At 54.8% G+C, this 15,510-nt stretch carries 9 protein-coding genes; 2 read left to right on the top strand and 7 right to left on the bottom strand.

What is annotated here, in order from left to right:
• Nucleotides 1-2: 2 nt before the first annotated feature.
• From VM554_13490 to VM554_13460, 7 genes are all read right to left on the bottom strand, one after another.
• Nucleotides 3-3,335 carry a TonB-dependent receptor gene (locus tag VM554_13490; GenBank protein HVJ09386.1) on the bottom strand — a complete coding sequence of 1,111 codons (3,333 nt, stop codon included), beginning with the start codon at nt 3,333-3,335 and terminating at the stop codon, nt 3-5.
• Between the two features lie 53 nt (nt 3,336-3,388).
• Nucleotides 3,389-4,099: a DUF5666 domain-containing protein gene (locus VM554_13485; protein HVJ09385.1), complete on the bottom strand. Its 711-nt coding sequence runs from the start codon at nt 4,097-4,099 to the stop codon at nt 3,389-3,391.
• Between the two features lie 208 nt (nt 4,100-4,307).
• The gene (locus VM554_13480; GenBank protein ID HVJ09384.1) at nt 4,308-5,348 is read right to left on the bottom strand and encodes an isoaspartyl peptidase/L-asparaginase; all 1,041 of its coding nucleotides are present in this window, start codon (nt 5,346-5,348) and stop codon (nt 4,308-4,310) included.
• A gap of 85 nt (nt 5,349-5,433) precedes the next feature.
• Nucleotides 5,434-6,738 (bottom strand): amidohydrolase family protein, encoded by a 1,305-nt coding sequence (locus VM554_13475; GenBank protein HVJ09383.1) that lies wholly within the window; start codon nt 6,736-6,738, stop codon nt 5,434-5,436.
• A 298-nt stretch (nt 6,739-7,036) separates the two neighbouring features.
• Complete coding sequence (locus tag VM554_13470; GenBank protein HVJ09382.1) at nt 7,037-7,459, bottom strand: cytochrome c; 423 nt, start codon at nt 7,457-7,459, stop codon at nt 7,037-7,039.
• Nucleotides 7,460-7,651: 192 nt separating this feature from the next.
• Complete coding sequence (locus tag VM554_13465; GenBank protein HVJ09381.1) at nt 7,652-8,764, bottom strand: LacI family DNA-binding transcriptional regulator; 1,113 nt, start codon at nt 8,762-8,764, stop codon at nt 7,652-7,654.
• A 157-nt stretch (nt 8,765-8,921) separates the two neighbouring features.
• Entirely contained in the window at nt 8,922-10,121 is a 1,200-nt protein-coding gene (locus VM554_13460; GenBank protein ID HVJ09380.1) for a glycoside hydrolase family 30 beta sandwich domain-containing protein, read from the bottom strand.
• A gap of 669 nt (nt 10,122-10,790) precedes the next feature.
• On the opposite strand from VM554_13460, the gene VM554_13455 reads away from it, so the two are divergent.
• A complete protein-coding gene (locus VM554_13455; protein HVJ09379.1) occupies nt 10,791-14,171 on the top strand; it encodes a TonB-dependent receptor in 3,381 nt (1,126 codons plus the stop codon).
• 44 nt (nt 14,172-14,215) lie between these two features.
• Nucleotides 14,216-15,475, top strand: coding sequence for a tetratricopeptide repeat protein (locus VM554_13450; protein ID HVJ09378.1), 1,260 nt, complete (start codon nt 14,216-14,218; stop codon nt 15,473-15,475).
• Nucleotides 15,476-15,510: the final 35 nt, after the last annotated feature.

Genomic DNA, 15,510 nt, shown 5'->3' with positions numbered 1-15,510 from the left:
TCCTAGAATCGCAGGCGTGCGACGAAGTTGAATTGCCTCATGCTCGCGGCCGAAGTAACCTGGCCCACCGTATGCGAGTCGATTTGCGTATCCACGGTTGCATATTGAACGGTATTGAAGACGTTGTTTGCCGTGGCGCGAAATTCAAGGCTCCGGATATCTCCCAGGTGAATCGTCTTTGCAAGAGACATATTGTTGGAGATGGTGCCCGGCCCAGGAATCGAGTTGCGCGATGCATTGCCGTAGGATGTCGCGGGAGAGCGATACGCCAGCGGGTTGAACCAGTGATCCAGAGAACCGCCTCCGGCCGTGATGGAGAGGCCCTGGACCTTATCCGGACGCAAGGACCCTGCGGTGCCACGCGCGACATCCGCTGCGGCTGCGCCATATCGCGGTGTCAGCGGAACACCGGTGGCAAATGTAAAGTCACCTGACACAGAGATGTTGCTGAAGGCGTGGGAGGCCCAGTTGCCACCGTTCAGCCATTGCTTGTCGGGGCCCAATGGAAGTTCAAAGAGGTAGTCCCCTGTGGCCTTGTGGCGCACGTCGAAGCTGGAGTTACCCTCCTCGGCCAACAGGTTCTGCCAATTCTGCGCAACCACAGTGGAAGTGCCTCCGATCGATCCTGCGTTATCGATGGAGTGCGAATAGGTGTAGGTTAAGCCCAGCGAAACGCCGTTTTGAAGGCGTTTGCGCAAACGTACTGTCGCCGCATTGAAGTTCGAGAACGCAACCGAGTCCTCATAGTTGAAGTAGACTCCGCTGGTTGTGCCCAATGCAGTTCGTCCCGGAGCACTCGTGATGTCAAGATGCGTGCCCTTTGCTCCGTTGTATCCGACGTTGAGAACGATGCCGGCAGGCAGAGTACGCTGTATATCCAGGTTCCATACCTGGACGTACGGCAAGGCGTAGTTCTTCTTCACGGCGAAGTTCCCGATGCGTTGCGGAGCAGGGAAGCCATTGGATAACGAAAGGGTCGCGCCCTGCGTTACCTGGTTTGTCTGGACATTCGCAAAGGGAGGTTGGTAGGCGAGATTCTGTATGAAGTTTGCATACTGACCGCCCGTGAAATTAATGCCAAAGCCTCCGCGTATTACGGTGTTCTTCATTGGCCGGAGCGCAAACCCGAAGCGTGGCGCGATAGCAGTGCGGGTTGGAGCGATGAGCGTCCTGGGATACTTTCCCGAATATGGCCCGACGCTATTGGGGAAGACCGCACTTACCTGAGAGAAGTCTCCGTTCACATCCAGGTTGACGAGACGATCACTCTTTTCAGAGTAAGGCGAGAAATATTCATAGCGAAGACCGCCGAGGAGGGTCAGGTTGGGAAGCACGCGAAAGTCATCCTGCACGAACAGATCCCACTGATTGGCGCGCATGTAAGCTTTTTGCTGTGGCGACTGGATGGTCGTCTCCTGTGGGGTTCCAAGCAGAAGATCTGCAAGCGAAGATCCCGACGGAGCAGCGCTTCCTGAATTCGGAGCCTGGGTTGCATAGCCGGTAAAGTAGAACGTTCCCGTGGCGTTAGTGCCGCCGAGAAGATTGAGATGCACGCGCCGGAAGTCTCCACCAAACCGAACGTTATGCTTGCCGTGAGACCAGGAGCTTGAATCTGAGACGGAGATAGTCTGCGTAAGTCGCAGGTTGGGTTGTGTCTCGTTCAGCCCATTGAATTCACTCAGGACAATGCTAGGTAAGCCGTAGTTGAGTGGGCTCGCGTTCAGGGCGCTTCCATTTGGTCCGAGAATTCCTGTCTGGGTTGCAATATCTTTCTTGCTTGTAAAGGAATTGATGACTTGCGACTGTGCATAGTTCCAGCCTGCCGAGAAGTTATTGGTCAGCTTGCCGTACCCAATCGTATAGCCAAGCACGAACGAATAATTGTCAGAGGATAGCTTGCCACCCAGATCAGGGAAGATGTTGATGCGGTCGCTGGCCGAGTGACTGTAATTGAAGTTGGCGTTGATGTTCTGGCGTAAGCCCTTGGTGCTCGCAAACTGCGACAACAAGGCGGGAAGTCCTGGACCAGCTGCGCCACTTGTCAGGTTGCGCATATAGCGCAAGCCTGCAGTTGTCGTGTTCGTTTGCTGCGTGGTTTGACGCCTATAGTTCTGCAGGGTTCCTGGAAGGTTCGGCTGCGGAACGAAGGCTAACAGGGACTGCGCTTCCTTGGCTAACCGGTCGAGGGGAATCTGATTGTTGTGAAACTGCAGCCCGGTCTGCGGGTCGTAGATCGCAACTGGCTCTCCCCGCTGATTTGTGAAGTTCGAGAAGTCTCCACTGCGTTCCGCTAACGTAGGAACGGTCGCGTACTGATCAAACGGAGAGGAGGTTCGCTGGCCATTGAGATTGAGGAAGAGCGTGCTCTTCGAGCTTGGCTTCGTAAGTTTGGGGATAAATGGTTCGCTGATCAGCGTGACCCCGAATCGGTTCGATCCATAGGCAGGCTGGATCGACGGCTGCCCGCGTAAGGAGAAGGGGTTCGCATTCAGCGCGGAGTTTCCACCGTTCCAATAAATGGCTCCGTGAGGCTGATCGGGCTTGAAGTTTCTAAAGCTTCCAGCGCCCCTTCTGCCGCCGCCAAAGAAGATGCCACCGCCACCAGGGCCTCCACCGCCAGGGCCGTCTCTGCCGGCTGAACCACCCTGGCCAGGTATCTGCGAGAGGGATTCCTGCTGGCGCTGGTTTTCCATGTTCTCCCGCATTTGATTCATATCGACACTGGCGAACGGATTGGTGCTGCCTGCCTGCCCATTGATCGCTACAGAATCACCAGAGAAGTCAGAGCTGCCTGCGATAGAAGGCAATTGCGCGCCACTGCTTTCGGCGCTTGAATTTGCGCCAGCCTGAATGACACCGGCAGCCATTCCGAGCAGCGCCAGATTCTGCACACCGCCCGCGGCTTGCCGGGTGGATGCGGCGTTCTGCTGTGTCTCCTGCGCCTGGACGCGCGAGGCCAGCATCATGGAGATCTCTATCTGCTGATCGTGAGAACTGGCGTTGAGGAGCGCTTCCTTCGTAGCGGGGGCGAATCCTGCCAGGTCCGTTTTGACGACATAACGGCCGTTTTGCGGAATGGTCATGGAGAAACTGCCATTCACATCGGTCGTGGTGGAGTATTTTTTGCCAGTGAGCGTATTGGTGGCAGTCACGCCAACACCAGGCAGAGGCACACTGCCGGACTTCACCGAGCCACGGATGGTTCCGCCTTTGACCTCAGCGGAGCTGGATGCTGCGGCAGGTGACGCCGAGGCCGGAACATCCTGAGCCATCAGCGGTGTGCAGGCAGTCAACACCACAATCATCGGCACCAGATATCGAGATAGAGTTCGCACCAAAAAATCCTCATGACAATGTGCGGAAGTGAATTTGGGAACGGTTTGCCGTGCTACTTTTGCGGAGGTGCCGGCTGCTCCGTACCCGGCCCCATGCCTTCTCGTGGACCACGTTCGCCCTCTGGCCTTGGCTCGAATACATTCAGGGTTGACGCGAAGAAAGTGCCATTCCGAACTTCTCCCTGCACACGAACCTGATCGCCTACCTTGATGTCAGCAAGGGTTATGCTGTCCCGGCGCTTCTTGAAGGAGGTGTTTTCGTCGACAACAAAGCTGGATGGTTTTCCATCCATTCCGCTAAGGGTCAATTGTGTTTCGTTGATTGCGGACACCTTGCCGGCCAGCCACGTCTTTCCATAATTGGCCTGCATTTCGTGCATCTTCTTTGCCTGCTCTGGATCGAGCTCTGCCACTACTGCTGCAGATACTGTTTTTGCCTTGGCGTCCACGACGCCCATCGCGATCACGCTATCTCCCACCTTCACGTCACTGCTCCTGGCGGGCTGGCGATCCTTGACGAACCTTGTATTGACGCTGAAGAGGACCTTATAGACCTCAGCTTCTGAAGTTCGAATCGTAAGGTCTCCAGAGGCAATGGCGGTGACAACGCCAGTTATCGGAGGCGTCATGGATCCATTCCCCATCCATCCGCCGCGCCCGGAGCCAGCGTGAGCCTCCTGGCCGATTGCGGCGAAGGGCGCTGCCAGCGACATCAGCAGGCATCCGCAGACTACGCACCACCGTTGCAGTGACTTGGTCGTCATCCCTCTGTCTCCCTGTCGTGACACTTGTGCCAGGCCAACTCGATTCCTGGAAATGCCGTAAAGATGGCTGAATTGATAAGCCCAAAACAAGCGTCCGTTCTGGGTGTATCTGTTGGCCTGCACGTTAGACGGAGGAGCTATTGTGGAAGACGCATCGGAAAACTAGTTGTGGCTTACATGGCCAGGCTGCAGAGCGCGATCACTGCTCTTAAGGCTCGTCACGGTAGATGGCGATGTGTGGAGTGCCGCCTTCGGTGAGACGTCCTCGGTACATGCCTGGTGTATTGAAGCTCCACGCAAGCTGTCCATCCGGAGTGAGCGCGATGACACCGCCATCGCCATGGATACCGACGAGTTGCTTCTGGATTACCTCGTCTGCCGCCGATTGCAGAGGCATGTGCTCGTACTGGACGAGTGCGCAGATGGTACGTGCCACGGTGAGGCGGATAAAGTATTCGCCGGTACCTGTAGCGGAGACCGCGCAAGACTGGTTCGACGCATACGTGCCAGCTCCGATAATCGGTGAATCTCCCACGCGGCCCCACCGCTTTGCCTGTGTCCCTCCGGTGGATGTGCCGGCAGCGATATTTCCATTGCGGTCGAGGGCGACCACTCCGACGGTGCCGTACTTATGCGCGTCTGCTGGTTCAAGCGCCGGCGCCGGGATAGTTGGAGCAGGTGGCGCACCGGCAGGTCGCGGCGGAATGGGCCGGCCTTCTTTCTGTAGCTGCTGGATCAACTTCTGCCAGCGAGCCTCTGTGAAGAAGAAACTGGGATCGACTTGCTCCAGTCCAGCCTGCGCGGAGAAGTCGTCGGCGCCCTTGCCGATCAGCATTACATGCGGTGTCTTATCCATGACCGCACGTGCCACGGATATAGGATGGCGACTGCGCGAAATGCCGGCGACGGATCCCGCCTTCATCGTCGCTCCATCCATAATGGCAGCGTCGAGTTCATTCCTGCCGTCGGCGGTGAAGACTGCGCCACGCCCGGCGTTGAACAGAGGATTGTCTTCCAGCAGCTTGATAGCGGCTTCAACTGCATCCAGGGAGGAGCCTCCCTTGCCGAGAACGCCTGCTGCCGCTTCCAGCGCTTCATGGATTCCGGCGCGATATTCTGCATCGGCCTTGTCTGTCATCGAACTGCGCTCGATAACGCCCGCGCCACCATGAATAACAACGGCCCACTTATGTGGCTGTGCTGCCTGTGCATGCATCGTCTCACCAGGGAAGAAGATGCATGCAAACATAGCGGCCGCCTTCAAGATCGGGAAAATACGCCACTGCTTCACTCTACAAAGCCCCCATTCGCCTGTGTTTCGGCCGTACTTGTTTTCAGTGTCGATAGAGGATGCCATTCTTCATCACGAAGCTGACCCTTTGGAGCACGCTGATGTCCTCAAGCGGATTGCCGGGAACAGCAATGACATCGGCAAAGTAGCCAGGTTTCAGTTTGCCGATCTGCGCCTGCCAGCCGAGGAGTTTGGCGCCATTCAGCAGATCCGCCTGCAGCACTGCCAGCGGAGTCATTCCATATTGCACCATCAGGATAAATTCGCGAGCCTGGGTGCCGTGGGGAAATGGACCCACGTCAGAACCTACCGCCATGGGCACGCCGGCAGCGAGTTGCAGACGAAACTCCTGCGCGTGGAGTTGCTGCAAGGCGCGTTCGCGGGCGGCCATCTCGGAGGTGGCTGCATGCTCTGCAAAATATTCTGTAATGGCAAATGTCGGTACAGCATAGATCTGTTTGTCGCGCAGGATGCGCATCGTCTCCGGGCTGAGCTGATACGCGTGCTCAAGGGATGCCACTCCGGACTGAGCGGCATAGAGTGCACCGGGCTCCGTGGTGCAGTGTACTGCCACGCGAGTGTTCATGCGGGCAGTCTCCTTTACCGCAGCCTCGAGCTCGGCAGGGCTGTATTGGTAGGGTGCAGCCAGTTTGCCTTCGTTGAATTGATCCTGTCCACTCTCGTAAATCTTGATGAAGTCGGCACCCTCCTTGAGCTGTTGGCGAATCACGCTGACGAGGTCGCTGGAGCTGTTCGCGTATGTGGCGTTCGATGGAACATGGACCGCAGGATTGAAATGGATGGCGTCTTCATGCCCGCCAAGGGTGCTGATGGCATTGCCGCTGACGAGCATACGAGGCCCGGGAATAAGGCCTGCGTTGATGGCGTTGCGCACAGCGGAGTCGGCAGAGCCGGCTCCCTCCGTCCCCATATCGCGCTCGGCGGTAAAGCCGGCCATCAAATCTTCCCGCGCAGCAATCTCTGCGAGAATCGTGCGTTCCGGGACTGACTCAGTCACGGTCTGCAGATCTTCTGCACCAGGATGAAGAAAGAGATGCACGTGCGCGTCGATCAATCCAGGGAGCAGGGTGGTGTCGCCCAGGTCCAGAATTTGCGCGTCACGGGGATGATTGACTGAGGTCCCTGCCTCAACTATGCGTTCGCCCGCTACGAGGACTTCTCCCGGAGCGAGAATCTGTCCCTTCTCGATGTCGAGCAATCGGGCTGCATGGAGCACAACGGGCTTGCTGGGAATCTGCGAAGTTGTTTGCGCACCCGCTGAGGCAAGGAAGAGCAGGGCGAGAAGAGAAGCCGTTACTGGATTGGCCGCTGTCATTCTGGCTGTCATCGTAGCACTCGGAGAGGGGAATCTCTTTCGCTTTGGAACGCAGTGTGACTGTAGGAGTCCGGTGCGGGCTCGGCCTGGAAGGTCACGAACTCTCGTGACCTTCCAGTGTCTCCGCAACAGGTGTAGTGGCAATTTCGGAAGAGACCCGGCGATGAGACGTAGCAGGTCTTGAGAAGCCATCTGGAAAGGATGGCTCCACTTTGACCGGAGAAAGAACTGGCTAACCCTTCTGCAGGAGTGGCTCTGTGTCGCTAGTGATCTGGCTAACAAGCCGTACCGCTAGAGATGCCGGGTCCGCCTATTTAACCTGCGAGATACGAATAAACTCCACCATGGTGGCGATCCGCTTCTCCTCTTCGCCGGACGGATTCGCCTTGTTCATCGATCGAAATACGGGACCCCAGACGGGCATATCTTGCGAACCATGAGATCCAGAGCGAAGAACGTTTGCCACTCGTTCCGCGGGATACTTGCCACCGTTTTTCTTGGCAAGCCGCGTTAAATCTGTTGGGCGGCTCATCAGCCCAGCAGCGGCTGGACCGGTACCCGTACCGTCCCTGCCATGGCACTGGGTGCAATAGGTTTCATACATCTCTTTACCAGATGTTGCCGAGGTGCGCTTCAATGGGACCTTGCTCCCCGACTGACCCTGTAGAACGTTGCCAACAATAGTGAGTGTCGCCAGTCCTGCCAGAACAAAAATAAAGAACCGCTTCGCCATACTTGCTCCTTCCGGATGCGGATAATACTCCTGCCGCAGGGAGAACTAGATGTGACGTCTGTCACGGACGACGATCTATGACGTATTTGTGTTCTGGATTCACTCCGTACTGGTCATGCTGGATGGCTGGCGCTATTCTCCAGTTCCGAGGCATTCCTCGTAAGACGCGCTATTTATAAGTTCAAGTACGGATTAGGAATGGTTCACGCGCTGGCGAGTCATCGTAGGTCGCTTGCTCGAAGTAGCATGAGAACCTGTCTTGACCGGACCCGTCGATTCCCGAACGACCAGCTTAGGCTCGACGATGATGTGCTGGCGGAACATTTCCGTGCCATGTATGCGGTTGAGAACACATTGTGCTGCAATTCGTCCCATGTTTGCCAATGGCTGGTGGATGGTGGTCAGGCGGGGGATGCAATAAGCTGCCGACTTAATGTCGTCGAAGCCGATCACCGAGACGTCATCCGGTACGCGCAGGTTGAAATCCTGAAGCGCACGAATTGCACCGATAGCCGAAAAATCATTGAATGCGACCAGGGCTGTGAAAGGCGTCTTGCAGGCAAGCAATTGCTGCACCACAGGATAGCCTAGCTCTGGTGAGGTCATATCGCGATCCAGTTGCACAACTAATTCTGGACGGATTGTGATATCCAGCCCCCGTGCTATCTCCACTATGTTGTTCCAGCGATCGACTGAGTCCGAACTGAAGGACTGCCCGCGTATGAAGGCGATATTTCTGTGGCCTAGCGAATGCAGGTGCGTCAAGGTTAGTTCCGCCGCGCGCCGATGATCGAGCTGTACATTGGTCACACCTTCGATCTGCCGATGACCCGCAACGGCGATTACGGGAATGGATACGGAGTGTTCCAGCAAGGTATCAATCGCGATAATTCCCTGGGCCCCGCGGCCAATGAACATCTTGCTGTATTCCTCAACCAGTTCTTTGCGGTGCCTGTGGTGAGCGGTGAAATAGAAGTATCCGGCATTCACCAAATGATCGCCAACGCCACTTATAACTTCTGTGTGATATCCCTCTCCTAGTTCGGGGACCAGGATGCCGATCGTTAAGGTACGGCGATTGCGAAGGGAGCGAGCCAGTAGGCTGGGCTGGTAATTCATTTCCTTGGCCGCGGCCTTAATTCGGTCCCGCGTGACCTGGGGAATCGAGCGCCCAGGTACGTCGTTGAGCACAACCGAGATCGTTGCCGGATTCAGCCCTAGATGCGCCGCCAGTTGTTTCAGGCTGACCCGCTCCTGCACTGGCGGCTTTCCAGATTGTTGTTGCTCGCTGGTAGGTTTCTTCATTCCTGCATTTCTTGCGGCTTCATCGCTATAGTCTTGAAAAGTTCAGCCGCGTACTTTCATTTCACAGTGGATCGAAACGCTCTACTTTGAAGAACAACGCTTCGTACTGATCCTAACGTATTGGACGGGCCGTATTGGCCGGCGTATGCCGCAGTCTTTACCAAAGTAGTGTAGCGACCGAATTCTTTGGGACCTTTACCTGTAATACGCTCGACCCGAAGCTGCATGGCACCATCTGCTCCTGCCCGTGGTTGGTGAGCACCAATACATGGCTGCCATTTGGATTTACTGCGGCTACGTGATCGATGCCTGCCAACTCCCCATGGGACGCCACAATGCGGGCTCCACGCTGGATGGACTTGGAGAAATGAGCAAATGCCCAATACTGTCCGCTGCGGATGATCTTCTGCGTTTTGGAATCGATCGTCACAAGGCCCCCGCATGGGAACGGTCCAATATTTGGCTTTCCCTGTTCGTCCAGCGCAAGGTTCCACCCAACGATGCAGCGGGCCCAATTTCTCAGAATTCCAGTAAAGGTCTGCGACCAGCTCGTCCAGTCTGTAGCGTAGTCGGCGCTGCTGATGTCCGGGCCTCCCTCGGTCCAATAAGCATGCTTGGCGGGGAAGAGATCGTGCACGCGAGTCATTGCACTCGAGGTGCCGACGTATCCATGCCATGCAACTCCATCCACGTACTTGTAGACCTCAGGATCGCTCAGTTCATCTGCCGCGCGGCCCCACAGGTTGTAATTGTGGTCGAGCATCCAGATTTTTGTGTCGAGGCCGGCGCGCTCCAATGCAGGTCCCAGATGCTTCTTGATAAATTCCGCTTCATATTCCTGAGCCCACAGGGCTGCTGGCATCCGTCCATCCTGGTCGGTGTCCACTTCGTTCTGAACTGTAACCCCGTTAATCTTCACTCCTTCGGCGGCGTAGCCCCTCAGGAACTTAACAAAATATTCCGCATAGGGAGCCAGATATTTCTGGCGCATAGAGCCGCCCAACATGGATCCCCCAGCTTTCATCCATCCGGGTGGGCTCCAGGGGCTCGAAAATAAGAACAACTCCGGGTTCAATTCGCGGGCCATCCGAAGTGAGGGAAGGATGTAACCGCGATCATGCTCGATGCTGAAGTGCTGCAACTCGGGATCCGGCTGCTCAACTTCGTCATAGCTGTAGACATTCCTGGAATAGTCGCTGGATCCGATGCAGGTTCGGCCAACCGAGAGCCGTAACCCCTCCGCTCCGAACAACTCGCTGAGAAGAGCCTTCCGGTCCTGCGCACTTAGCTGGCCAAAGAGGTAGCAGGAGGCGTCTGTGAAGGCAGCACCAAAACCGAGAATCTCCTGATATCGCACGGTCGGATCGATATGGATCCCCGCAGCGGCCTTACCCTGTGTGGCTTTCCACTGTGGAGCCTCAACCTGCGCAAATCTTCTTGTACCTCCTGTGAGCCACAGACTGACCGGTCGGCTGGGGGATGCCGTGGCACCCCATAATAGGGATCCTTTGGATGCACTGATAGCGGCAGCTGCACAAGCGGATAACTGCATGAATTCGCGGCGAGTTTTCTGTGACATTATCCTTCGACCCGTGACTCGAGACTTTGTAACCAGCAATAGTATGCGAAGTTTGCCCCTTAGACAAAGGATTGTTTTCTATCCATTGTGCGGGATACCCCATTTCAAGTGGTATCCGTGTCGGGAGTAGAAAAGCAACCATGTCCATTCCATGGCCTAAGTAGACAAGCCATTGTCTAGGGAAATATAGCTAAATCAGCCCCAAATTTTCTTCATGACATTTGGCTTGACAATCGTTCTCGCGGCGAGGTTTACTCGTTGGCGGTGTTTCGTGTGATCATTTTGTTGTCTTTAACGCAATCGTTTGTCTAGATTTAGATAGACAGGCCGAGATACAGGGATGGTGATGAATTGTCCCGCCGGCCAGGATCGAAGATCACAATGCCGTAATGCGTGTGGAAATGCGCAAGCAAAGATGATCAACGCAGTTTTTAATTCGGGAGGTACATGGTGAAACTATTTCGTTGGATGTTGCTTTGCATTCTCCTATGCGCGACCGTTGCCGGTCGTGCTCAAAGCACAAATTCTGGGGACATCCGAGGTACTGTAAGTGACGCAACTGGGGCAGTCATTCCCAATGTGCGCGTTACAGTGCTGAATGTCGATACGGGCGTGACCAAGGAGCTCGTCACGAACCAGGACGGAATCTATGACACAAGCTCGATTGTGACCGGCAACTATAAGGTCACCTTCTCTCGTGATGGATTTGAGACTTTGGTGCGGGGTCCTCTCTCTCTTCAGGTTGGCACAACCGCGATCAACGCACAGTTGAGTGTCGGTGCCGCCAAGCAAGAGGTGATTGTCGACACCGATGTGTCGCAACTGAAGACCGAAACCGGCGAGCAGTCGACGATTCTTGAATCAAAATCAATGGCACAATTGCCGAACGTCGGCCAGAACTGGGAAAACTTCACTATCCTGCTTGCCGGTACTTCGGGTACGGCCAAGGGACCTCAGGGTTCGGCCAATCCGGGGCAAACGGTCGCGGCGAATGGCAACCTTCCGTATAGCAATGTGCTCGCCGATGGCGCTTCTACTACACTGTCACATAGCCAGAACGCCAACCCTGCCATCTTTGAGACGGTTTCTGAACTGCAGGTCACTACATCTGCTTTTTCTGCTCAGTATGGTGTTGGCGGAATCATCTTTAACCAGATCAGCAAAGGCGGTACGGGTAGTTTCCACGGTTCGGCATATGACTATATGCAGAACGATGCCTTGAACGCCGCTCACTATGGTTTTGGTAATAAAGTGGCGGTTCCTTTTCTTCGCTACAACAATTTCGGAGGATCCATCGGTGGTCCTGTCCTGAAGAAGAAGATGTTCTTCTATTTCAATTATGACCAGACCATCAACCATGGTTCTGCCAACAACAGCACTAATACAATTCCGACCGCGGATGTGATGAATGGAGACTTTACCGGGCAGCCCCTTATCTATGACCCGACTACGCAGGTAATTGCATATGATTCAAAGGGAAATCCGTACCCGGTGAGGAAATCTTTTCTGGAGGAAACCGGCAAAAACGCCATCCCAGCCAGCATGATTGATAGCGTTGCCGCGGCTTTTCAGAAGCTCTATCCGACTCCTTCCAACCACATCGCCGGCGGGAAGTTTGTTCCCGGATCGTTGAATGGCGTAGGATTGCTGGAAAATAACTTCTATTCCAGCCTTCCGCAGTCCACGCCATACAGAAAGTTCTTCGGTAGACTGGACTACGACCTTACGCCGAACAACAGGCTGACCATGTCCGACACGCAGAGTGACACTCCGGTCATGTATCCAAGCTCTGTGACCGCATGTCCGGTTGGTTGCCAATCCGGCGATGTCGATAACAATAACGCGCAGATCACCGATGTATGGACCATCACTTCTCATACCATTAATGAAGTGAGAATTGGTTATACCTGGCAAGGAAACTTCTTTGAAGATCTGGCCCTAAATCATGGCTATGCTTCTAAGTTGGGTTGGCAGTTTGCCAAGGCCGATGATCTTCCCGCGATACAGTTCGGGCCTCCCTATCCGTATGCCTGGATTCAGCCGAGTTCGAATTCGGTTTATAAGGAACACGTCTTCGATCCCTCTGACGTTGTGACCATGATCCGCGGCAAGCACATTCTTCACTTTGGCGGCGAGTTCCTGATGTACCAGGACAACTCCACAGCGTGGGGGAATATGAATGCCGGAGCGATGAATTTTTCCGGTCAATATACACAGGTATGGCAAGTGGATCCAGGATCGGGAATCGCCAAGCCGAATTCTGAAACTGGTCTAAACTATGCGGATTTCCTGCTTGGTAAGGCTCAGTCGTGGAATGCAGGCATTACTCCGGAGTATGGGGCGCGGATGAAGACTCCACAGGTGTTCATCCAGGACGATTACAAAATAAGGCCCAACCTGACCTTAAATCTCGGTCTACGCTACCAGATGCGGCATGGCTGGAACGAAGTCCATAACAACATCGCCGTCTTCGATCCGACTGTGCTCAATCCCGCTACAAATGCCAATGGTGCCTATTGGTATGCCAGTACGCACGTAAATGGCCGCAAGTCGCTTCAGGACGACGTCAACAACACATTCCTGCCGCGTGTTGGCTTTGCCTGGCTGTTCCAGCCTGGAACCACGATTCGCGGCGGCTTCGGTATCTATGCCTACAATTGGAGCCTGGATGCCTATGGCCCTGGGATGGGAGGCACCTTTGGATCTTCAGGCAGCGTTACGGATCAGACGAACGGCATAACGCCCGTGGTGCAGCTTGGCGGGAGCGGTGCGAATCTTCCGTTCGCAGCAGCTTCAACCGATCCGACGAGATTCAATGGAAACGACGTGACCTATAACCAGTTTCACACTCCAATGCCTGAGATCTACCAGTGGACCGTGGCAATTCAGCATGAGTTGACGAGAAATCTGGTGGCTGAGATCGCTTACGTGGCTAGCCATGGATTCAATCTTAACTTCCCGGTGGATATCAATCAGGTGCCTGAATCCAAACTATCTTCAAACGATAAAGGCAGCCGACCATATCCGGAGTATGGGCAGATCAAAGGAAGCACCAATAATGCTATCTCTAACTACAACTCGCTCCAGGCGTCCATCAGCAAACGCCTGACTTCCGGACTTAGCTTCAACTTCAACTATGTCTGGTCGCACTTCCTCGATGATCAGGATTCCTCAGGATGGGGAAGCCGCGCGGGAGACCAGTTTTATCAGCGCGCACTGGATCCATCGTCCAACTATGGCAGTTCCAACTTTGACGTCCGTAACGCGTTCAAGGGAAATGCTCTCTATGAACTGCCGCTCGGAAGAGGCAAACAGTTCCTCAACAATAATTCTCTTGTGGATGCCGTGATCGGCGGATGGCAGCTTTCCGGTACGGTGGTCCTTTCTACCGGAAATCCATTTACTGTGACCACAAATGGCAATACCTACGCTCAGTCGGGAAAACAGTATCCAAATGCAACCGGGATCAGTCCAACTCCCCGGCATCGGAGTATCCGCGAGTGGTATAACCCCGCAGCATTTTCAATGCCGCTCGACGGAACCTTCGGCAACGTAAAGAGGAATAGCCTTTACGGTCCCGGGCTCAATGTATTTAACCTCTCTGCCGGCAAGACCTTCTCAATCTGGGAAAGTGTCAAGCTCCAGATTCGAGCAGACGCGAGCAACGCTTTTAACCACCCGAGCTTTGGCGTTCCTTCGTCCAACTTGAGATTGAGTGCTGGTGCGAAGCCTGGCGACGCGTTTTCGGAAAACCTATTCGGTCGGCAGATTAACTCAACAACAGTCGGTGGACGTAACGTACAACTCGGAGCTCGGCTGCAGTTCTAGTTCTGGCCGAATCGGGGTTTTCGTAAAGGAGAGGCGGCAAGAGATTGCCGTCTCTCCTTTTTATGGAGATCGATCTCCGCGATCTGCGTGTATATGATTTGAATGTGATGACTCGAAAATATCGCCTCGTAATCACTGGAATCGGTATTCTGCTGGGCTCCGCACTGTGCTTTGCGCAGGCAACCGGCGACAAGCAGCGTGAGATCGACCTGCATACGCGAAAGGCGCAGGCTCTGCTTCTCGAAAAGAAGCCTGACCTCGCGATACCCGAACTGCAGGCGCTGGTCAAGCTCGACCCAGCCAATGCCGATGCCCAGGCAAACCTCGGTGTACTTTTGTTTTTTCGCCAGGACTACAAGAATGCTCTTCCTCATCTGCAGGATGCCCTCAAGCTGCATCCAGGCCTATGGAAGATACAGGCATTGCTCGGCATGTGTGAACGGAGGACAGGGGAGGACGAGGCTGGTCGTACCGATCTGGAAGCAGCCTTCCCACAGTTATCGGAAACCAAGATACGCACCGAAGTCGGCCTGGAGCTGATTGAGAGTTACACGGCTACCGGAGACCTAGACAAAGCAGCGACTACAGTATCCGTTCTCCGAGCCCTAGACCCTGCCAATGCCAGTATCCTTTACGCGGCCTATCGCATCTATTCGGATCAGGCAGGCGAAGCGGGATTGTCCTTAGCTATAACCGATCCGGAGTCTGCCCAGGTACATCAGATGATGGCGCATGAGTTAGCTCGCCAGGGGGATACTCAAGCCGCGATTGCTAACTTCCGTGAAGCTCTCAAGATCGATCCGAAGTTACCCGGACTTCATTTTGAGCTGGCGGAGATTCTGAATTCTTTGGATACGGAGGCTGGTCATAAAGAGGCTGAGATCGAGTACAAAGCCGCTCTGGCTGCGAATCCATTCGATGGAAAATCAGAGTGCAAGCTGGGAGAGCTTGCGGATAAGCATGGCGATGAGAAACTAGCGATCGCGCATTATTCGCATGCTCTCGAACTGCGGCCGGATGACACAGACGCGATGCTGGGGCTTGCCCGGATATATGTCGCGAATCAGCAGTCTGATAAAGCTCTCCCGCTGCTGGAGCATGCCGTACAGCTAGATCCAACCAGTGCTGTTGCACACTTCCGGCTCGGCACTCTCTATCGTCATGCAGGACGCACTGCCGATGCAGAGCGCGAGATTGAGCAATACAAAAAGTACAAGGAGATGAAGGAAAAATTGCGCGAGGCATATAAGAAAATGCGCTTGCCGGCAAATGCCAAGGATGCAGTTCCCGATGCCGAGAAGTGAGCACTCAAAGAGCCTTCTAACTCATGCACGCGAGA

This window comes from Acidisarcina sp., assembly GCA_035539175.1.
Taxonomy (GTDB): Bacteria; Acidobacteriota; Terriglobia; order Terriglobales; family Acidobacteriaceae; genus JANXZS01.
The sequence above is the reverse complement of the archived record's forward strand: the minus strand, read 5'-3'. Positions and strand labels throughout refer to the sequence as shown.

Bases quoted from the DNA above. Each gene is read 5' to 3' on its own strand.
- VM554_13470 (HVJ09382.1), bottom strand. From the start codon at position 7,459: ATGGCGAAGCGGTTCTTTATTTTTGTTCTGGCAGGACTGGCGACACTC.
- VM554_13480 (HVJ09384.1), bottom strand. From the start codon at position 5,348: ATGTTTGCATGCATCTTCTTCCCTGGTGAGACGATGCATGCACAGGCA.
- VM554_13485 (HVJ09385.1), bottom strand. From the start codon at position 4,099: ATGACGACCAAGTCACTGCAACGGTGGTGCGTAGTCTGCGGATGCCTG.
- VM554_13465 (HVJ09381.1), bottom strand. From the start codon at position 8,764: ATGAAGAAACCTACCAGCGAGCAACAACAATCTGGAAAGCCGCCAGTG.
- VM554_13455 (HVJ09379.1), top strand. From the start codon at position 10,791: ATGGTGAAACTATTTCGTTGGATGTTGCTTTGCATTCTCCTATGCGCG.
- VM554_13475 (HVJ09383.1), bottom strand. From the start codon at position 6,738: ATGACAGCCAGAATGACAGCGGCCAATCCAGTAACGGCTTCTCTTCTC.